13 protein-coding genes and 2 pseudogenes are annotated in these 20,048 nt (G+C 66.9%); 7 read left to right on the forward strand and 8 right to left on the reverse strand.

The annotated features are described in order from the left end of the window. The first annotated feature begins 15 nt into the window (after positions 1-15). Both EYW47_RS28610 and EYW47_RS28615 read left to right on the forward strand, forming a co-directional pair. Entirely contained in the window at positions 16-987 is a 972-nt protein-coding gene (locus EYW47_RS28610) for a sensor domain-containing diguanylate cyclase (protein WP_133198213.1), read from the forward strand. 185 nt (positions 988-1,172) lie between these two features. Continuing rightward, positions 1,173-1,397, forward strand: coding sequence for a hypothetical protein (locus tag EYW47_RS28615; protein ID WP_133198214.1), 225 nt, complete (start codon positions 1,173-1,175; stop codon positions 1,395-1,397). Between the two features lie 180 nt (positions 1,398-1,577). On the opposite strand, the gene EYW47_RS28620 is transcribed toward EYW47_RS28615, so the two are convergent. Genes EYW47_RS28620 through nirB form a run of 3 tightly spaced genes read right to left on the reverse strand, consistent with a single transcriptional unit; the run spans position 1,578 to position 8,822 of the window. Then, positions 1,578-5,780, reverse strand: coding sequence for a bifunctional nitrate reductase/sulfite reductase flavoprotein subunit alpha (locus EYW47_RS28620; RefSeq protein ID WP_133198215.1), 4,203 nt, complete (start codon positions 5,778-5,780; stop codon positions 1,578-1,580). Between the two features lie 42 nt (positions 5,781-5,822). Next, complete coding sequence (gene nirD, locus EYW47_RS28625; protein ID WP_133198216.1) at positions 5,823-6,182, reverse strand: nitrite reductase small subunit NirD; 360 nt, start codon at positions 6,180-6,182, stop codon at positions 5,823-5,825. A gap of 36 nt (positions 6,183-6,218) precedes the next feature. After that, entirely contained in the window at positions 6,219-8,822 is a 2,604-nt protein-coding gene (gene nirB / locus EYW47_RS28630) for a nitrite reductase large subunit NirB (protein ID WP_133198284.1), read from the reverse strand. Positions 8,823-9,476: 654 nt separating this feature from the next. Between nirB and cobA the strand changes: the two genes are divergently transcribed. Then, the gene (gene cobA / locus EYW47_RS28635; protein WP_133198217.1) at positions 9,477-10,259 is read left to right on the forward strand and encodes a uroporphyrinogen-III C-methyltransferase; all 783 of its coding nucleotides are present in this window, start codon (positions 9,477-9,479) and stop codon (positions 10,257-10,259) included. Between the two features lie 14 nt (positions 10,260-10,273). Here the strand turns inward: cobA and EYW47_RS28640 are convergent, their stop codons facing one another. The 5 genes from EYW47_RS28640 to EYW47_RS28660 form a co-directional block, all read right to left on the reverse strand. Further along, complete coding sequence (locus EYW47_RS28640; RefSeq protein WP_133198218.1) at positions 10,274-11,056, reverse strand: alpha/beta fold hydrolase; 783 nt, start codon at positions 11,054-11,056, stop codon at positions 10,274-10,276. Between the two features lie 237 nt (positions 11,057-11,293). Further along, positions 11,294-12,070 (reverse strand): glycosyltransferase family 2 protein, encoded by a 777-nt coding sequence (locus tag EYW47_RS28645; RefSeq protein ID WP_338117847.1) that lies wholly within the window; start codon positions 12,068-12,070, stop codon positions 11,294-11,296. A 131-nt stretch (positions 12,071-12,201) separates the two neighbouring features. After that, entirely contained in the window at positions 12,202-13,521 is a 1,320-nt protein-coding gene (locus tag EYW47_RS28650; RefSeq protein ID WP_133198220.1) for a chorismate transformation FkbO/Hyg5 family protein, read from the reverse strand. A gap of 47 nt (positions 13,522-13,568) precedes the next feature. Further along, positions 13,569-14,285, reverse strand: a complete 717-nt coding sequence (gene fabG, locus EYW47_RS28655) for a 3-oxoacyl-ACP reductase FabG (RefSeq protein ID WP_133198221.1) — start codon at positions 14,283-14,285, stop codon at positions 13,569-13,571. Positions 14,286-14,430: 145 nt separating this feature from the next. Continuing rightward, positions 14,431-14,691 carry a phosphopantetheine-binding protein gene (locus tag EYW47_RS28660; RefSeq protein WP_240763963.1) on the reverse strand — a complete coding sequence of 87 codons (261 nt, stop codon included), beginning with the start codon at positions 14,689-14,691 and terminating at the stop codon, positions 14,431-14,433. A 691-nt stretch (positions 14,692-15,382) separates the two neighbouring features. Between EYW47_RS28660 and EYW47_RS28665 the strand changes: the two are divergent. The 4 genes and pseudogenes from EYW47_RS28665 to EYW47_RS28680 all read left to right on the forward strand — a co-directional run. Then, positions 15,383-16,033 (forward strand): annotated as a pseudogene (locus EYW47_RS28665) (COG4648 family protein); the annotation flags it as partial. 195 nt (positions 16,034-16,228) lie between these two features. Then, positions 16,229-18,196 (forward strand): ApeI family dehydratase, encoded by a 1,968-nt coding sequence (locus EYW47_RS42100; RefSeq protein WP_133198223.1) that lies wholly within the window; start codon positions 16,229-16,231, stop codon positions 18,194-18,196. Next, positions 18,193-19,107, forward strand: a pseudogene (locus EYW47_RS28675) (LpxL/LpxP family acyltransferase); the annotation flags it as partial. The gene EYW47_RS42100 and the pseudogene EYW47_RS28675, both read left to right, overlap by 4 nt. 251 nt (positions 19,108-19,358) lie before the next feature. Continuing rightward, entirely contained in the window at positions 19,359-20,042 is a 684-nt protein-coding gene (locus EYW47_RS28680; protein WP_133198225.1) for an outer membrane lipoprotein carrier protein LolA, read from the forward strand. Positions 20,043-20,048: the final 6 nt, after the last annotated feature.

The following is a 20,048-nucleotide window of genomic DNA, read 5'->3' on the forward strand; positions in this document are numbered from 1 at the left end:
ACGCGTCCATCACCCATGCTTCAACCTTCTTTGCCGGAGAACGAAGCCGAGCGTGTAGAGACTCTGCGCTCCTGCCATATCCTCGACACCCTGCCCGAGGACCGATTCGACCGCATCACGCGCCTCGCGCGACGCTTGTTCAATGTCCCCATTGCCGCTGTCACGCTCGTCGACTCCGAGCGCCAATGGTTCAAGTCGCACCCGGGCCTCGACGCTTCTGAAACGCCGCGCAACATCTCGTTCTGCGGCCACGCCATTTTGAGCGACGACCTCTTCTTCGTGAGCGATGCGAGCGCCGACGTGCGCTTCGCCGACAACCCGCTCGTGACCGGCGCGCCGAACATCCGCTTCTATGCGGGCTGCCCGCTCTCGGTTCCGAACCAGATGCGCCTCGGCACGCTCTGCTTGATCGACAGTGCGCCGCGCAGTTTCGGCGACGAGGAGCGCGCCGTGCTGCGCGATCTGGCCGACATGGCCGAAGAAGAGATCGCGGCCGCGCGCATGGCGAGCACCGACGAGCTCACCGGTCTCGCGAACCGGCGCGGCTTCAAGGCGCTCGCCGGGCAGGCGGTGCGCCTGTGCCGCAGCGCGCAGCGGCCGGTCTCGCTGCTCTATCTCGACCTCAACGGCTTCAAGCAGATCAACGACACTTACGGCCACACCGAAGGCGACCACGCACTGGTTGCGTTCGCAACTATTTTGCGCATGGCCGTGCGCGAAGGGGACGTGATCGGCCGGCTGGGCGGCGACGAGTTTGCAGTGCTGCTCCCCGACGCCGACGAGGCCGGCGCGGCGCAAGCGACCGAGCGCATCTGCTCGCAACTGGAGCGCTTCAATCGTGCGGCGCAAAAGCCCTACGCGCTGCGCAGCAGCGTGGGCAACGCGGTGAGCCGCGCCGACGCGGCATCGTCCGTGGACGACCTGCTGGCGCTCGCCGATGCCGCGATGTACCGGCAAAAGCGCGCGACGGGGAGCGAGCGGCGCTGACGATCCGCGGCCGCCGCTGGCCTTATACGCGGCCGGCGTCCTCCCATTCATTCGTTTTATGCATATCGGCCGCGCTGCCTATCATCGATCGATGATGCCGCACCGCGCGCAACGGCGTATCGTTACCCCATGCGGGGGTTCCAAAGCCGCCCGCACGAGCAAGGACACGCTCGTTGGGGAGCGACATGACGAATCGGCAACGTCCGCGCGAGCACTTTGCCGCGCTAGCGCTGGGTGTCGTGCTGGGCCTCGTGGCCGTAGCAGCGGGCGCGGGGCTGTGGCTCCACTCAGTGCAATCCGGCCCGCTAGCCAGCGCCGGCGATCAATCGGCCTCGGTGGCCGCGATCCTGTTCGGCGTCTTCCTCGCGATTTGCGCCGGCCACGAGATCTGGCGCCGCAAGACGCACTAATACGCACAGTATTCGCTGCGTCGCAATCCTCGCGTTCGGCCCTTCTGGCGGCCAGCGCGGCCCTGCTATTCGCTTGAACAGGCCCGGAAGCACGCCGCGTAGTTCCGCCTTGCGCGGCGTGCCGAGCACCGCCGCAGTTCGTACCGTCGCGAGCCCGCAAGTGCCGGTCGCGCCCGGCGCTCAATACACGTCGCGCACATAGCGCCTGTCGCGCGCCATCTGGCCGACGTACTCGCCGGCCGCTTCGTCGCTCATGCCGCCATGGTGCGCGACGACCGACCTCAAAGCGGCATCCACGTCTTTGGCCATGCGGCTTGCATCGCCGCACACGTAGAAGTGCGCGCCCTCCTCCAGCCACGCCCACAACTGCGCGCCCTGCTCGCGCATGCGGTCCTGCACGTAGACTTTCTCACGCTGGTCGCGCGAGAACGCGAGGTCGAGCCGGCTGAGCAAGCCGTCCTTGTGCATGTGCTCCAGCTCGTCGCGATAGTAAAAGTCGGTGCCCGCGCGCTGCTCGCCGAAGAACAACCAGTTGCGGCCCGTATCGCCATGCGCGCGCCGCTCGTGCAGAAAGGCGCGGAACGGCGCAACGCCCGTGCCTGGGCCGACCATGATCATCGGCGTGTCGCCGTGGCGCGGCGGCCGGAAATGGGTGCTCTTTTGCACGAACACCGGCACGCTGCCCTCAGCCGCGCGGTCGGCGAGGAACGTGGAGGCCACGCCCTTGCGCTCGCGCCGGCCATTGTTGTAACGCAGCGCGGAAACGGTCAGATGCACTTCTCCCTCATGCGCCTTCGGGCTCGACGAGATCGAGTAGAGCCGCGGCTGCAGGCGCTTGAGCATGCCGGTCAATTCGCGCGCCGAAAGCTCGATGGGATACTCGTGCAGCACGTCGGCAAGTTGTTGCCCCCACAACCAGTCCTTGAGATCGCTCTTGCGCTCCTCGCGCAGCAGTTCGCCCAACCCCTGGCCGCGTGCGCGCGAAGCGATGAACGCGAGCGCGTCGGGGCTGGGCCGCGCGATCTCGTAGTGCTTGCCGAGCGCATCCGCCAGACGCATATCGCCGACACCGGGCACCTCGACTGGCGCATCGGCCTGGAGGTGGGTCAGTGCAAGCAGTTCGTCGACGAGCGCGGGGCAGTTCGTCGGCCATACGCCGAGCGCGTCCCCCACTTCGTACTCGAGGCCCATGCCATCGCCGCCGCCTGTCGCGAGCGAGAAGTAGCGCGTGTCCTTCACCGCGCCCTGCATGTTCAGGCGCACATTCTGGATGAGACGCGATGCGGCCGGGCGCGCCTTGGTCGCCGCGCAACCGGGCAGCACCTCGGGAATCGCGCCGCCGGCAGGCACGGCGTGCAGCGCGGCATCTTCTTCCTTGATGCGCGCAACCACGCGGTCCAGCCAGGCATCCGCGGCGTTTTGATAGTCGGTGTCGCACTCCACGCGTGCCATCAGCCGTTGCGCGCCGAGCGCTTCGAGGCGTGCGTCGAGGTTGCGGCCGTGACCGCAGAACTGGTCGTAATTGCGGTCGCCCAGCGCGAGCACGGCATAGCCCAGCGCGGCCAGGCGCGGTGCAGTCTCCGCCTTGAGCGCCGACCAGAACGGCTCGCCGTTGTCGGGCGCATCGCCGTCGCCGAAGGTGCTCGTCATCAGCAGCACGTATTGCGCTTTCTCCAGATTCGCGAGCGAATAGTCGGCCATGCAGGCCGTGCGGATCTCGAAGCCCGACTCCATCAACTGCATGGCGTAGCGCTCGACGAGCGACTCCACGTTGCCCGTCTGCGATGCCCACAGCAGAACAACTTTCGGGCGCGTATGTGCGATCCGTACGGCGCCCGGCTTTTCGGCCTGCTTATCGTTATGCTGCTGACCCGCTTCCAGCGCCGGCGCAATGCGCGCCTCGCCGCGGCTGAACAGCCCCGCCAGCATTCCGTCGAGCCACGCGCGCGTGCTCGCGGGAAACGGCGCGTGCGCGGGCAGCACGGGCAGCGCTGCGGCGCTGCCCTGCGCCTCGTCCTTCAACGCACGCAGCCCGCCGACGAAACCCGCGAGGTAGAGCCGCTCCATATCGCTGAGTTCCGGCGCGGCCACATCGCCGAGGTCGAGTAGATTCGCAAACGCATCGATTCGGGACATATCGTGTTCCTGAGACGGATGAGCCATGCCGGCCTCGCGCACGTCGAACGCGTCAGGCGCGTCGGGCACGAGAGGGGCAGACTCAGGCGCCACGCGCGTTAGCGCAACGGCACAAAATTTCAATTCGGGTTGCTGGGAGAATTCGTCGATCGCATCGCTCGTGACCTCGTTCACGCAAAGATCGTCGCCAAATACGTCGTTCCAGTGCATCGGCGCGAAGCAGTTGCCGGGCTGCACGCGCTCGGTCACCACGGCGGGCAGCACCACGCGCCCGCGCCGCGAGCGCACCTCCACGCGGTCCTTCGCCGCGATGCCAAGCGCGCTCGCGTCCTCCGGATGGATTTCGACGAAGGGCCCCGGGTTAAGCTTGTTGAGCATGGCCACCTTGCCGGTCTTCGTCATGGTGTGCCATTGGTGCTGCACGCGCCCTGTATTGAAGACAATGGGGAAGGTGCCATCGGGCAATTCCGCGGGCGCCACGTGCGGCCGCGCGAAGAACACGCCCTTGCCGTGCAGCGTGGGAAAGACGATGCGCGGGCGGCTGCCGTCTTCGCCCTCGCGCAGGGTCTGGCTCACGCCGTCGTTCAGATAGCGAATGGGATTGCGCTCGCCCTGCGCGTCGTGCGCCTGCGGGGCGCAAGGCCATTGCAGCGGCGTCTCGCGCAGCCTCGCATGGCTCGCGCCGCGCAGATCGTAGCCCGTCTTCGGATTCGAAAACGCCACGATCTCCTCGAATACTTCCGCCGCGCTCGCATAGCTGAACGCCGACTCAAAGCCCATCTCGCAGGCCACGTGCGCGATGATCCGCCAGTCGGGCAAGGCCTCGCCCGGCGGCTCGACGGCCTGCTGCATGAGCGTCATGTTGCGCTCGGAATTGATCATCACGCCCTCGCCCTCGGCCCAGAGCGCGCCCGGCAGCAGGACGTCGGCGTACGGATTCGTTTCGGTGTCCAGAAAGGCGTCCTGCGCGATCACGAGCTCGGCCGCGCGCAGACCCTCCACCACGGTCTGCCGGTTGGCGACCGAGGCCACCGGATTGGTGCAGATGATCCAGCATGCCTTGATCTCGCCCGCTGCCATGCGCGAGAACATGTCGATCGTGCCACCGCCGAGCTTCGTCGTGAGCGTGCCGCGCGGCACGCTCCAGAGGTCTTCGACAACGGCGCGGTCTTCTTCGGAGAGCACCGAGCGCTGGCCCGGCAAGCCGGGCCCCATATAGCCCATCTCGCGCCCGCCCATCGCATTGGGCTGGCCCGTGAGCGAGAACGGCCCGCTGCCGGGGCGGCAGATCTTGCCCGTTGCCAGATGCAGATTGCAGATGGCGTTCGTGTTCCACGTGCCGTGCGTGCTCTGGTTCAGGCCCATGGTCCAGCAGCTCATCCACTCGGGCGCTTTGCCGATCATCTGCGCCGCGCGGCGGATATCGGCTTCTGCAAGCCCCGTGATGGCCGCGACATTCTCCGGCGTGTAGTCGCCAAGAAAGTCCGGCATCGCGTCCCAACCCTGGGTGTACTGAGCGATGAATGCCGCATCGGTGTGGCCGTTCTCGTGCAGCAGATACAGCAGGCCGTTGAGCAGCGCGAGATCGGTGCCCGCCTTGATCTGCAGGAACAGCGACGCCTTCTCGGCCGTCGCGGTGCGGCGCGGGTCCACCACGATCAGCTTCGCGCCCGCTTTCACGCGGTCCATCATGCGCAGGAACAGGATCGGATGGCAATCCGCCATGTTCGAGCCGATCACGAAGAACAGGTTGGCGCGATCGAAGTCCTGGTACGATCCGGGCGGCCCGTCCGCGCCCAGCGAGAGCTTGTAGCCGGTGCCCGCGCTGGCCATGCACAGTCGCGAGTTCGACTCGATGTTGTTGGTGCCGATAAAGCCCTTGGCGAGCTTGTTCACGAGGTACTGCGCCTCGATCGACATCTGGCCCGACACGTAGAACGAGAGCGCATCCGGACCATGCGCGTCGAGCGTCTCGCGCAGGCGGCGCGCCGTATCGGCGACGGCCTGCGCGAGCGGCAGCGGGACGGGGTCTTCGTCGCGCGCGTGGCGCACGAATGCGCGCTCGAGCCGCCCGGACTTGCGCAGCGCCACGTGCGCCGAAGAACCCTTGGTGCACAGGCGCCCGAAGTTGCTCGGGTGCTCGGTGTCGCCCGAGATCTTCGTGACCTCGCCGTCCTGCACGTGCAGGACCATCCCGCAGCCCACGCCGCAGTACGGACAAACGGTCTTGACGGTCTTTTCGGTCATGCGCGGCTCGAATTCGCAAGCAAGGACAAAATCAGGCCTGAATCAGGCAGATACCCAGACCTGGCCGTTCTCCACACGCGCGGCGAACGTATTCACCGAGCGCACCGGATCTTCAAGGCACTCGCCGGTCGAGAGATCGAAGTGGTGCTTGTAGATAGGCGACGCCACGACGATGCGCTCGCCGAGGCTGCCCACGAGCCCGCGCGAGAGCACCGCAGCCTGGGAGTTCGGGTCATAGTTGCCGATGGCGAATACGCGCGCGTCACCGTCGTCGATATGGAACACCGCGATCTGCTCGCCTTTCACGAGCGCGCACACGCCCGTATTGGGCACGATGTCATCGAGCTGACACACGGGCACCCAGGTGTCTTGCGCAAATGCGTTGCTAGCGACGTGGCTCATTTCGTACTCCTCGTAAGTAAACGGGTTCGGGCAAACTCAAACGGTTTCGACAACGACGGGAATCTGGGCGAGCGCATCGTAATCGGCGCGCACAGGGATCTGCTGGCGCTCCTCGGGCGTGGCCGGACGAATCTGGCCGCGCTCCTCGACGAACGAAACGTGGTGGTCGCCCGCGTCGCTGTTGACGAAGTGGCGAAAGCGCCGGCGCGTGTGCGGATCGGTTACGGCCTTCTTCCACTCGCACTCGTAGGTGTCCACCACGAGCTGCATCTCCGCTTCGAGCTCGGCGGCCAGGCCCAGCTTGTCGTGCACGACCACGTCGATCAGATAGTCGAGACCGCCTTCGAGGTTGTCGCGCCACACGCTCGTGCGTTGCAGGCGGTCTGCCGTGCGCACGTAGAGCATGAGGAAGCGGTCGATGTAGCGAATCAGCGTGTCCTTGTCGAGATCGGACGCGAGCAGTTCGGCGTGACGCGGCTTCATGCCACCATTGCCGCACACGTAGAGGTTCCAGCCCCGCTCCGTGGCGATGATGCCGATGTCCTTGCCCTGGGCTTCCGCGCATTCACGCGTGCAGCCCGAGACGCCGAACTTGATCTTGTGCGGCGCGCGCAGGCCCTTGTAGCGGTTCTCCACTTCGATCGCGAGCCCGACCGAATCGCCCACGCCGTAACGGCACCATGTCGAGCCCACGCACGACTTCACGGTACGCACGGCCTTGCCGTAGGCGTGCCCCGATTCGAAGCCCGCGTCGATCAGCTCCTCCCAGATGAACGGCAGTTGCTCGACGCGCGCACCGAACAGGTCCACACGCTGGCCGCCCGTGATCTTCGTGTAGAGGCCATATTTCTTCGCGACCATGCCCACGGCGATGAGGCCCTCGGGCGTGACCTCGCCGCCCGGCATGCGCGGCACGACCGAATAGGTGCCGTCACGCTGAATGTTGGCGAGGTAGTAGTCGTTCGAATCCTGCAGGCTCGCGTGCTCCTTCTTGAGCACGAACTCGTTCCAGCACGAAGCCAGAATGCCGGCCACCGCGGGCTTGCAGATATCGCAGCCGAGCCCGTGGCCGTGCTTCGAAAGCAGCGCGCCGAAGGTCTTGATGTTCTCCACGCGCACGAGGTGATAGAGCTCCTGGCGCGAATACGGGAAGTGCTCGCAGAGGTGATTGTTGACGGCCACGCCCTGACGCTGCATCTCCGACTTCATGATCTGCGTGACGAGCGGCACGCAGCCGCCGCACGACGCGCCAGCGCACGTGGTGGCCTTCATCGCGCCGATGCTCGTCGCGCCGTCGCGCACCGCCGCGCAGATCTGCGCCTTCGAGACGTTGTTGCACGAGCAGATCTGCGCACCCTCGGGCAACGCCTCCACGCCGAGCGCGGGCTTCGCCTTGCCATCGGCTTGCGGGAGGATCAGGAACTCGGGTGCCTCCGGCAATTCGATACGGTTGAGCATCATCTGCAGCAGCGTGCCGTATTCGCCAGCGTCACCCACCATCACGGCTCCGAGCAGATGCTTGCCGCACTCGGAGACCACGATCTTCTTGTAGACCTCGCGACGCTCGTCGGCGAAGCGGTATGAGCGGCTGCCCGGCGTCTTGCCGTGCGCGTCGCCGATGCTCGCCACGTCCACACCCATCAGCTTGAGCTTCGTGCTCATGTCCGCGCCTTCGAAGCGTGCCGCCGCGCTAGCGTCCTGCGCCGTGCCCGCGAGCGCCTTCGCGACGATACGCGCCATGTCGTAGCCCGGCGCCACGAGGCCGAAGATCTGACCTTGCCACAGCGCGCATTCGCCGATCGCATAGATGTCGGAGTCGCTCGTGCGGCAGACGTCGTCGATCACAATGCCTCCCCGCGCACCCACTTCGAGCCCGCACGCACGCGCGATCTCGTCGCGCGGACGAATGCCGGCCGAAAACACGATCATGTCGGCTTCGAGGTGCGTGCCGTCGGCGAACACCATGCGGTTGGCCGCGCTTTCGCCATCCACGATCGCCGTGGTGTTCTTCTGCGTATGCACAGTCACGCCGAGCGCTTCGATCTTGCTGCGCAGCATGCGGCCGCCGTCTTCGTCGACCTGCACGGTCATCAGGCGCGGCGCGAATTCGACCACGTGCGTATCGAGCCCCAGATCGCGCAGGGCCTTCGCGCATTCGAGGCCCAACAGGCCGCCGCCCACCACCACGCCCGACTTGGCGCTCGCACCGCGTGCCTGCATGGCCTCGAGGTCCTCGATGGTGCGATAAACGAAGCAGTCCGTACGATCATTGCCTGCGATGGCGGGCACGAACGGCGACGACCCCGTGGCGATCACGAGCTTGTCGTATGAAAGCGTCTCGCCGTTGGACACGCTCACGGTGCGCGCCGCGCGGTCGATCGACACGGCCTTCGCGTTGAGCACGAGACGCACGCGCTGGCGAACGTCGTCGCGCTCGAAGAAGCCTTCGCTCACGAGCGACAGGTCCTCGACGGACTTGCCGGCGAAGAATTCGGAGAGATGCACGCGGTCGTAAGCGGGACGCGGCTCTTCGCAGAGCACGGTCACGCGCACGTTCAGCGCGCTTTGCGCAGCGTCCGCGAGCACGCACTCCAGAAATTTGTGGCCCACCATGCCGTGACCAATGACGACGACGTCCAGACCGTTCACTGCGAGCGTTGATTGCGTCATGCTTATGCACCCTGCCAAATAAAAAGGCGTCCCGCGGATCCAGCTCGCGAGGAGCCAGATTCGGGGGACGCCGTTGCCCTGAGATTCAATCGATTTGCACTGCCATGCTGCATTGCAGCCGGATCGCCGGCCGCCGGATCGCCGTTGATCCTGTTTGCGGAACGTTATGCAAGCACTGTGCCAGTTCTCAAGAAATACCCGGAAACCCCACGCCACACGGCACGGGCGAATTCCCGGGCCACCGCACCGTGCGTGATGGCCCTGTGCGCGGCGATGCAGCCGGGCACAAGTTTGGTGCCATGCAGCACACGCGCTGTGCGATTTCGGTGCGCCACGGCGATGCATTCGAAAAACTTGTCAATGGGTGCGCGCCCCGCTGGCGCCGGCCAGCGCGATGTGCGCCGGTGCGGCTCGTGCGCTGGTCTGGAACTTGCGTAGAGGCATCCATCCGGCAACGATGCCGGAGCGGCCATGCCATCGGATTCGATGCGCGGGCCATGCAGCAACACCTTCATGCATTGGCGGACAACGGCGTCCCCTCGTCACGCAAGACGAGTGGACGCCGTTTGTTTTGATGGCGCGCCTGAGAGCGCGCAAGATATGAGAGAACGCGAAAGGATCAACATGAACGCAACGGGCAAGGTCACCTTATTGAGCGCGGGTCCTGGCGACCTCGACCTGCTGACCCTGAAAGCGGCCAAGGCGCTCGCACGCGCCGACGTCGTGCTGCTCGACGACCTCGTGAACTCCGAGATCGCCTCGCTCGCCCCGCAGGCGCGCGTGATCAAGGTCGGCAAGCGCGGCGGCTGCCGCTCCACCCCGCAGGCGTTCATCGAACGGCTCATGCAGCGCTACGCGCGCAAAGGCCTCGACGTGGTGCGCGTGAAAGGCGGCGACGCCCTGCTCTTCGGCCGCGCGGGCGAAGAGCTCGCGGCGCTGCGGCGCGCGGGCATTCCGGTGGAGATCGTCAACGGCGTGTCGTCGGCGTTCGCGGCGGCGGCGGGCCTGGGCGTCTCGCTCACGCATCGCGACCACTGCCAGGGCGTGATCTTCGTGACGGCGCATCTGCGCGACCACAGCGAGCCGGACTGGCCGGCGCTCGCCGCGACACGCATGACGCTCGCCATCTATATGGGGATGAGCCGCATCGAAGGGCTGTGCGCGACGCTGGCGCAGGCGCTTTCGAGCGAAACGCCGGCTGCGGTGGTGCAATGGGCCGGCAGTGCGAACGAGCGCCGCGTGACGGGAACGCTCGGCACCATCGCCGCCATTGCGACGCAAGCCGGGCTCGGCAGCCCGGCCATCATTCTCGTAGGTGATGCAATTGGGGAAGCGTTGTCGCTCGCGACGTTCGATGCGGCGGTTGAAACGCACGGGGCAGCGTTGCCGGTATTGCGCAGCGCGTAGAGGTCGGTATCGTTTTATCGGCTCAGATTGAGAATGTTTGAAATTGCCAACGCCAGACCATCTGGATTGTCGTACGCCACCATATGTTCGGCGTTGGCAACGAGCTCGACCGTGCAGCCGGCCTGTTCGAACTTCGCAATCTCGTCGCTCGTTGCCGTATCCGAAAGGATCACGCCTTTGATTGCATTCAGTCTAGCCAGATCATCGAGCCAATTGCTCGAATTATCGTCGATAGCCGATCTCGCCCATTGATAAATGGCGTAGGGTGAAGCGACGGAAAACGGCCCCAACCAGGCATCGTTACCACCTTGTGCCTTCAATTGCATCAGGAATTGCGAAAAGCCGCCGTTGACGAATTGCTGCTCGGTTTGGGACGTAATCTCCGACAACATGGCTACGCCGTAGTCGGTCAGTCCAGGCTCACAAAGGACAAGCGTGCCAACCTGAATGGGCAACTGCTGCGCCAGCTTCAAGGCGATGAATGCCCCAGCGCTATGGCCGAACAGGTTCACGTTCGAGAAACCCTGGTTGAGCACAAAGTTCGACAAGACCGTTGCCTGTGTAGCGGAGACGTATTGTCCGTCTTGCGGCTTGTCGCTAAAGCCAGACCCCATGAGATCGACGAGAAAAGATCTGCGCTTCGAGTATGAATCGGAGGTCACGACCGGCGGGTAATCGCTGCTGGATGCGCAGCCCAGGCCATGAATATAAAAGAGTGGTTCAGACGCCTTTTCCCCGGAATACAGATCAAGGTAACGAAGGATATTACCTCTTTCGTCAATGGAAAACGTATTCATTTCCCGCCCTCAAACCTGGAACACTTTCGGAGTATGCTGCTATTCGCAGAATACATCCACGCATCGGAATCATTTGACGATGCGATTTGATCGGCATCAGCGATCTTTAGATGAATTCGATTTCAATTCACAGCACAAGCGCAATAGACATTGCACAACCAGGGCGGCAATGTACAAACATTTCCGCTAACGAAATACATTCACGTGCGTCCAGGCGAAACACCTGGGAGATCGGCCTTACACCGTCTCGCGCCCCAACACACGCCTCGCGGCAAGCAACGGCAATCTCACGCCGAAACCGGCCACGAGCCGCAGATGCATCCACGAAAGCAGCAGGTTGTCGCGCGCGTAGTTGAAATGCGAAACGCCACCCTCGTGCGCCCGGAAATAGCGCACCGGCGCCTCGATCTGGATCGGCCGCACGCCGGCCCAGCACAGGCGCACGGCCGCCTCGGGGTCGAAGTCGAAACGGCGCATCCAGGGTTGGCGCCGCATGATCGTCCTGAGCGGCTCGATCGGGTAGACGCGAAAGCCATAGAGCGAATCGCCAATGCCGGCCCACAGCGTCTCGATGTCCGCAAACAGGTTCGAAAGGCGCCGCCCCTGCACGCGAAGCTGCGGCGCGCTCGCGTCGAATTTCGGCATGCCCAGCACCATCGCATCGGGGGCCGCCTGCGAAGCGGCCATGAAGCGCGGAATCAGGTCGGCGGGATGCTGACCGTCGGAGTCCATCGTGAGCACATGCGTGAAGCCACTCGCCGCCGCGGCCTCGATGCCGGCGAGCACCGCGCCGCCCTTGCCGCGGTTGGTCGGCAGCACGATCACATGCAGCCCCGGATCGTTGGTCGCCATCGCCTGCAGGCGCTCGACGCTGCCGTCCGTGCTGCCGTCCACGACCACCCAGACGGGGTTCCACTGCGCACGCGCGGCGCGCACGGTCTCGTCGACCTTGAGGCCCGGGTTGTAGCTCGGGATCAGGACGAGGTGCGTGGTCGAAGCGGGAGGAGTAGGCATGGAAGCGGCCGATTGCATGGAACGGAATACTGACAAGATTTTATGACTCGCCGACGACCCTGCACATGTCTCTTCGACATCGTGCGCGCGTGGCCATGGCAATGCAACGCATCTCTATGGTGCCCCGCGTATCAGGCGAGGCTCGCCACGGCGTGACCCGCGCTCGCCTCGATCTCGATCAGCAGGTCCGAGCGGCACACGTCCGCATGCAGATAGAGCGCTCGCACGTGCGGACCCGCGGCCTCGCGCAGCTGGCTGTCGATCGCAGCGAGCATGGCCGCATCGGCGCCGTCGCGCACGTAGACCTTGAACGTGAGATCCGCCAGCGCGAACGGCCCATGGCCTTGCCGCGCGGCCTGGTCCAGCACGGCCGCGAGGTTCGCGAGCGTCTCGCGCGTTTGCGCCAGCACGTCGCCGTGGTGCACGGTGCGGTGCCCGACGATGCTCGCCGTGCCCGAAATGAACAGCACCGGCGCGGTGCATGCCCCGGCGGCGCCTGACCAGGCGGCCGCGCGCGCGAACGTCGGAGCACGCGCGCCGTATTGCGCCGGGTAATGGAACGCGCTCACCTGGCGCGGGTTCTCGATGGCGTCGGCGCTCGTGCGGCTCGCGAGAAAATACACCGCGAGCGGCTCGCCCGGCACGCCCTGCGCCGAAAGCGGGCCGACCGAGCCAAGCGCACATGCCGCCGGCACGCTGCCCGTGAGCGTGCGGCGGCACGCTTCGAAAGCACGCTGGCGTCCCGCATTGAACTGACGATAACGCTCTGCGCCATGCTGCTCGAGGTTGATCGCGGGCACGGTGTTCCAGATGCGCAGCGGATGCGGCATGTCCAGCCCGTCGAGCAGATCGAACAGCATGCGATAGGCCGCGTCGGTCGCGCGTTCGAGCGGTGCTTGCGCGTGTGTCGCGGGCTGGGCCGCGAAATCGGCTTCGTTCAGCACGATGCTGCCGAACACGAGCCCCGCCGCCTCGCTATAGCGGTAGTGCAGCGCGCCGCGCCGCACGCTGCGCAAATCGTCCGCTGCGCATTGCCAGATTTCGTAACAGGATGCGTCGTGGCCAGCGCCAGGAGTGGCCTGTGGCGCACCGGCTGAGTGCTGCGGCACGAGACGCTTCATGTGCACCGGCGCGAGCGGCAAGTCGGGCACGGCGTCGGCCAGCAGCGGCCCGTGCGCCGCCGCGCCAGTGCAGGCCGCACCAACGCAGGCGGCGCCAATGCCGGCCGCGCCAATACACGCTGCACCGATCGCGCCCGGAAACGCGCGCTCGAAAGCTGCGGCGCCGCTTTCCCCGCCGGCACCGGACGCGCCGCCCAGCAAAGCGGCAAGGCGCGCATGATCGACCTGCACGAGCCGCAACGCGCTTTGCAGCGCGGGGCCATGCGGCGCCACAGGCGCAGACGTCATCGATTGCGAACGCCCGCCGGCGTCGACAGTTTGCACAGACACTCGAAATTCCTCAGGAAATCGTCAACGGACAAAATACGCGCTCGCGGCTACGCGAGCCCGCCGTTGATCGACAGAACTTGCCCGGTCACGTACGCGGCCGCATCGGACACGAGATACGCGACCATGCCGGCCACTTCTTCCGGCTGCCCGGCGCGCTGCGCGGGCACGAGCTGCTTGATGCGCTCGGCGGGAAACGCGCGCTCGGCCATGGCCGATGCAATGACGCCAGGCGCGATTGCGTTCACCGTGATGCCGCGCGAGGCGACCTCCAGCGAGAGCGCCTTGGTCGCGCCGATCAAGCCGGCCTTCGCGGCCGAATAGTTGACCTGCCCGCGATTGCCCATGACGCCCGCGAGCGAGGCGATATTGACGATGCGTCCATGGCGCGTGCGGATCATCGGCAACAAGAGCGGCTGCGTGACGTTGAAAAAGCCGTTGAGCGAGACGTCGATCACGCGGCGCCATTGCTCGCGCGTCATGCCCGCGAGCGGCGCATCGTCGTGAATGCCGGCGTTGTTCACGAGGATCTGCACCGGCGCGTCTTCGATCAGGCCTTCGAGCGCGGCCTGCGCGGCATCGGCATCGGTCACGTCGAAGGCGATCGCCTGCGCGGCGCCCCCCGCATCGCTGATGCGCCGCACGACGTCCTCGGCCGCGCCGAGATGGCGGTTCGCGTGCACCCACACTTCGTGGCCCGCCTGCGCCAGCGCCATGCAGATGGCTTGCCCGAGCGCGCCGCTGCCACCTGTCACGAGCGCGCGCATCGGCTTTCTCCTTTCATTCGCGCTTCCCCTTTATCAGGACGGTCAGGACAGCAGCGCCGCAATCCTGCACGTGCCGCCGCACCACGTAGCTCAAGTCGCTCACGTAGCTCAAGTCACTCAAACGCATCCCACACCGCGCGCGCCCTCAGCGAACGCGATGCGCCTCTACGTAGGCAGCCAGCGCGCCCAGCGTCGCGAAGATCTTTTCGTTATCCGGATTGTCGGAGCGCAGCTCGAAGCCGTACTTCTTCGAGATCAGGAGCGCGATCTCCAGAATATCGATGGAGTCGAGCCCGAAGCCCTCGCCATAGAGCGGGGTCTCGGCGCTGACGTCGTCGAGCGAGACGTCTTCAAGGTTCAGTTCGCCGACGATCAGCGCGGCAAGCTCGTTTTCCAGTGCGTTCATCATGCGTGCGTTGGAGGCGGCGCGAGCGCGGCGCGCAACCGGAGACATGGCGCACGTATCGCACGTGCTCCCCGCCGTCCCTCCCGGCGCCTGCCCGCTGCCCCGCCTGCCTGATTTTGGGGTTCGTTTAATAAAAGTTACGCGGATTCTAGACGATGGGTATCGGTGCGTATACGGTGCGCGCCGCCGAAAGGTTACAAGGGGTCGGGCACGCGGCGCCCCAATTTTGGGACGCGAACGCGCGAGACGCTTGCACGGCGTTGGGCGCAATTGTTTCGGATACCCGCGCCGCGCCGCGCGGTGGCATACAAACGGTTACAAACCGGCGGCGCGCCATACCGGCGCTGCTCCGTCGCCATCTTAAAATATGGCTGCCGCAATTGCGCGGCCCGCTATTCATGTGACATATGCCCTACGGCGAGGTGCCAGGGGTGCCCGCCAAACAGTCGCCGCCATATGAAAGCCGTTTGAAACCCACCCAAGCCAACGGAGCCAAACAAGCCGTGCCCTGCCCGCCCATTCACCTTCGCCTCGCGCCCGACCGCGCTCGGGTACACTTGCCGGCCCGCCTCGCCGCGCGCGGCAGAGCCGGCGCACGCGGTGCCCAAGGCGCACAGGGCACTCAGGGTGCTCGCGGCGCGCGTGGCGCGGGGACGTCTGAAGGCGCGCGGCGCCGGCCCGGAGAAGCACGATGAGCACGCTCGCCGGCTTCGCGCGTGCAGCGCTCGCGGTCGTGGCGGTGGTCGCGTACCAGCTGCTGGCCCATCACGCGGTGGCCACGCCCGGCGAACACGGCCTCGGGCTGGCCATGGCGCTGGTGCCGCCGGTGGCGATCGCGCTGGCCGCGGCAGCCCGTTCGGCGCACCGGGGCTGGCTGCTGCCGCTCTGGGCGCTCGCGGCCGCCGCGCTCTGGGCTGCGCGCACGCCGCTTGCTGTTCATTTCGAATGGGGCCTGTACCTCGAGCACGTGAGCTTCAACCTCGGGATGGCGCTGCTATTCGGCCGCACGCTCGCGCGTGGACGCGTGCCGCTCTGCTCGCAGTTCGCGTCGATGATCCACGGCTCGCTGACGCCGGCCGTCGCGCGCTACACGCGGCAGATTACCGTGGCGTGGACGGTGTTCTTCGTCGCCATCGCCACAGTTTCGACGCTGATGTTCGCCGCCGTGCCGATCGTCGCGTGGGCGACCTTCGCCAACTATCTGGCGCTGCCGCTGGTGGGCGCGATGTTCGTCGCCGAGCATGCGTGCCGCCGCCTTGCGCTGCCCCGCGAGCGGCGCTCCGGCATGCTCGACGCGATACGCGCATTCCGGCAGTCGTCGGCGCAAGGCCACGCGGGCCAGGCGGATTGTGCGGCCCACGCCAGCCGCAAGGACTCTGTGAGCCGTCCAGACCGCGCGGGCCGTGCGGTGCCGGTGCCGGTGCCGGCCGGCCCAAGCGTAAGCCGGGCTGCGAGCCGGGCGGCCAACCCCATGCCATGAATAAACGGCCGGTGGCGCGCTGCATCGCCGGCCCCTGTTTCCGAATCAACTGAAGTTATGCCGACTCATCCGCTGGTCTTTCACGCTTCGCCCCGCCAGGTCATCGCCTGGCGCGACGGCTCGCCGGTCACGGTGCATGCGTTCCTCGCCGACGTCGCGCGCGTGGCGGCCGCGCTGCCGCCGGGCGGCCACGTGTTCAACGTCTGCCGCGATCGCTACCGCTTTGCCGTGAGCCTGTGCGCGGCGCTCGTCGCGGGCCGCATTAGCCTGCTGCCGTCCACGCATACGCCGGAGATGGTCCGCCAGCTTGCCTCGTTCGCGCCGGACGCGTTCTGCCTGCACGACACGGCCGACTGCACGATCGACCTGCCGCGCTTTCGCTATCCAGAGGCCACGCCGCCCGCCTTGCCCCACGAGACGGACAACACGGGCGACACGCCCTTCGAGGTGCCGCAGATCGACGCCGCGCGCATCATGGCCTACGTCTTCACGTCGGGCTCGACCGGCGCGCCGGTGCCGCATCGCAAGACCTGGGGCTTCCTCGTGGCCAACGTGCGCGCGGCGGCGGAGCGCCTCGGGCTGATCGATGCGTCAGCCCAGGCCCGCGATGAGACCCGCAATGAGACGCGCGCAGAAACCCGCGCCGAAGCCAGTGCCGATGCGCCCTTCAACACGCACACGCTGATCGGCACGGTGCCCGCGCAGCACATGTACGGCTTCGAATCGACGGTGTTGCTCGCGCTGATCGGCGGCCTCGCGTTCAGCAACCGCCAGCCGTTCTATCCGGTCGACATCCGCGCCGAACTGGAAGCCGTGCCGCAACCGCGTGTGCTCGTGACCTCGCCCATCCACCTGCGCGCGCTGCTCGCGACCGAAGCGGCACTGCCGGGCACGGCGCTCGTGCTCTGCGCGACCGCGCCGCTCGCGGAAAAGCTCGCGCGCGAGGCCGAGGCGCGCCTCGCCGCGCCGCTCGTGGAAATTTACGGCAGCACCGAAACCGGCCAGATCGCGACGCGCCGCACGGCGCAGGGCGCGACCTGGGCGCTGTTTCCGCACATCCGCATGGAGGCGCGTGCGGCCGCCAGCAATGGCAATGGCGACGATCGTGACGAAGGCCCGACGGTCTGGGTCTCGGGCGGCCACGTGGAAGAGCCGGTGCCGATGGGCGATGCGCTCGAACTGCTCGGTGCGCACCGCTTCCTGCTGCACGGGCGCAAGGCGGATCTCATCAACATCGCCGGCAAGCGGACCTCGCTCTCGTACCTCAATCATCAGATCAATGCGATCCCGGGCGTGGCCGACGGCGTGTTCTTCATGCCAGGCGATGCCGCGCACGCCAGCGGCGGCGCACAGGCCGGCGCAAACGCCGATAACGCGGGCAGCGGCGCGGTCACGCGCCTCGTCGCGCTCGTGGTCGCGCCCACGCTCACGGCCGCCGGCCTGCAGCGCGCGCTGCGCGAGCGCATCGACGCCGCGTTCATGCCGCGCCCGCTCGTGTTCGTCGAATCGCTGCCGCGCAACGAGACCGGCAAGCTGCCGCACGACGTGCTCGCTGCGCTGGTTGCACAGCACACGCACAGCGCGGCCGGGGCGGCAGCGCACGCGAACGGTGCGAACGGTGCGAACGCGGCGAACGCGGCGAAGCAGGCACACGCCCCAAGCGCCAGCGCGTCCACGCTCTCCTTCACGGTTCCCGCCGATCACCCCGCGCTGCCGGGCCACTTCCCGGGCCACCCGGTCGTGCCCGGCGTCGTGCTGCTCGATCACGCCATCGACGCCATCGGCGCGGCGCTGAACCGCCCGCTGCAGGCCTGGCGTCTGAGCGCCGCGAAGTTCCTGAGCCCGGTCAAGCCCGGCGAGACGCTCGATCTCGCGTTCGACGCGGCGGCCAGCGGCGCGATCCGCTTCACCGTGCGCGCGGGCGAGCGCGACGTCGCGAGCGGCACGCTGTCGACCACACCACAACCTCAACCCTGGGCGCCGTCCGCCGCGCGCGCCCCCTCACAGGAAGGGCCGCAACCATGACGAAGCGCACCGACTGGGCCCAGCGTCAGGAGCGCGGCAGCGCGCTGCTGCTGCGCGTCATGACCTGGCTCTCGCTACGCCTCGGCCGCCCGGCCGCGCGCGGCCTCCTGCATCTGATCGCCCTCTACTACGTGCTGTTCTCGCCGCGCGCGCGGGCCGCCTCGCGCGACTACCTGCGCCGCGTGCTGGACCGGCCGGTGTGCTGGAGCGACGTCTACCGGCACGTGTTCACCTTCGCGACCACCATTCACGACCGCATCTATTTGATGAACGAGCGCTTCGACCTGTTCGACATCCGCCCGCAGGGGCAGACGCTCGTCGACGCCGCGCTCGCGAGCGGACGCGGCGCGTTCCTGATGGGCGGCCACCTGGGCAGCTTCGAAGTGGTGCGGGCGCTCGGCAGGACGCGGCCCGACATGCGCGTGGTCGTCACGATGTTTGACGAGAACGCGCGCAAGATCAACGCGACGATCGCCGCCGTGAACCCGGCCGCGCAGCCCGAGGTGATCGCGCTGGGGCAGATCGATTCAATGCTGCGCGTGAACGAGCGGCTCGACGAGAACTGCATGGTGGGCATGCTCGCCGACCGCACGCTGCTTGCCGACGCCGCCAGCTCGATGCGCCGCATGGCCTTTCTCGGCGAGCCCGCCGCCTTCCCGCTCGGGCCGCTCTACATGGCCGCGATGCTCAAGCGTCCCGTGATCTTCATGACGGGCCTGTATCGCGGCGGCAACCGCTACGACGTGCACTTCGAGATGCTCGCCGACTTCACGCACACGCCCCGCGAGTCGCGCCAGGCCGCCATCGACGCGGCGCTCGTGCGGTACGTCGCGCTACTCGACCGGCATTGCCGCGCAGCGCCGTACAACTGGTTCAACTACTTCGACTTCTGGCAGACCGCGCAAGCGGCTCAACACGCGACCGGGACCTCTCAGACGGCACAGACGGCACAAGCAGCAACAGCGGCAAAAGCGCCACAAACGATGCAAGCGGCAGGCGCGATGCCCGCGCCGAAGCCCGCCGACGTTGCCGCGCGCGTCGCCAGGAACGCCTATGCGGCAAGCCGCGCCGAAACCGCTGGAGTTGCCCGAGCGCGCCGCGATGAGCCGCGCCGCAGCGAAGCGGCGCATGCGAGCCTTGCCGCCCGGGAGACCTCCGACGCATGAGCGCCACTCGCCGTTTCGCTTTCCTTCGCCGTGCGCAGCGTGTGCCGTGCGCAATAACGGGCATGGCTGCCGCGCTGGCACTGCTCGGCGCGACTGCCTTGTGCGCGCTCGCGCCTGCGCCCGCCGCTGCGGCACAAGCCAACGAGGCCGCCGCCCCTGGCTGGACACTCGACCGCCTCATGGCCGCGCTCGCCCAGCACAAGTCGGGCCGCGCCGCGTTCACGGAAACCAAGTACCTCGCCATCGCCTCGCAGCCCATCGAGTCGTCGGGCGAACTGATGTTCGTCGCGCCCGATCATCTGGAGAAAAACACGCTCAAGCCCAAGCCCGAGCACCTCGTGGTGGACGGCGACATGCTCACCGTCGAGCGCAACAACCACAAGTACACGCTCGCGCTCGCGCGCTATCCGGAGCTTGGCGCGTTCATCGAGAGCATCCGCGCGACGCTTACGGGCAACCGCCTCGCGCTCGAGCAAACATACCAGGTCGCGCTCGCCGGCAGCGGCGAGAACTGGACGCTCACGCTCACGCCGCGCGACTCGCGCATGCTCAAGGCGGTGAGCACGATCACGCTCGAAGGCACGGGCGACGCGCTGCGCAGCGTGGCGATCCAGCAGGCGGGCGGCGACCATTCGCTGATGCGCCTGCGCCCGCTGGCCGCTGCTGCGGCGGCGGACTGAGTCACC

The sequence above is a fragment of the Paraburkholderia silviterrae genome, from assembly GCF_004353915.1.
Classification (GTDB): domain Bacteria; phylum Pseudomonadota; class Gammaproteobacteria; order Burkholderiales; family Burkholderiaceae; genus Paraburkholderia; species Paraburkholderia silviterrae.

What these genes read in the sequence shown, in the direction of transcription:
- EYW47_RS28610 (WP_133198213.1), top strand. Translation starts at nt 16, where the DNA reads ATGCTTCAACCTTCTTTGCCGGAGAACGAAGCCGAGCGTGTAGAGACT.
- EYW47_RS28615 (WP_133198214.1), top strand. Translation starts at nt 1,173, where the DNA reads ATGACGAATCGGCAACGTCCGCGCGAGCACTTTGCCGCGCTAGCGCTG.
- EYW47_RS28620 (WP_133198215.1), bottom strand. Translation starts at nt 5,780, where the DNA reads ATGACCGAAAAGACCGTCAAGACCGTTTGTCCGTACTGCGGCGTGGGC.
- nirD (WP_133198216.1), bottom strand. Translation starts at nt 6,182, where the DNA reads ATGAGCCACGTCGCTAGCAACGCATTTGCGCAAGACACCTGGGTGCCC.
- cobA (WP_133198217.1), top strand. Translation starts at nt 9,477, where the DNA reads ATGAACGCAACGGGCAAGGTCACCTTATTGAGCGCGGGTCCTGGCGAC.
- EYW47_RS28640 (WP_133198218.1), bottom strand. Translation starts at nt 11,056, where the DNA reads ATGAATACGTTTTCCATTGACGAAAGAGGTAATATCCTTCGTTACCTT.
- EYW47_RS28645 (WP_338117847.1), bottom strand. Translation starts at nt 12,070, where the DNA reads ATGCCTACTCCTCCCGCTTCGACCACGCACCTCGTCCTGATCCCGAGC.
- fabG (WP_133198221.1), bottom strand. Translation starts at nt 14,285, where the DNA reads ATGCGCGCGCTCGTGACAGGTGGCAGCGGCGCGCTCGGGCAAGCCATC.
- EYW47_RS28660 (WP_240763963.1), bottom strand. Translation starts at nt 14,691, where the DNA reads ATGAACGCACTGGAAAACGAGCTTGCCGCGCTGATCGTCGGCGAACTG.
- EYW47_RS42100 (WP_133198223.1), top strand. Translation starts at nt 16,229, where the DNA reads ATGCCGACTCATCCGCTGGTCTTTCACGCTTCGCCCCGCCAGGTCATC.
- EYW47_RS28680 (WP_133198225.1), top strand. Translation starts at nt 19,359, where the DNA reads ATGAGCGCCACTCGCCGTTTCGCTTTCCTTCGCCGTGCGCAGCGTGTG.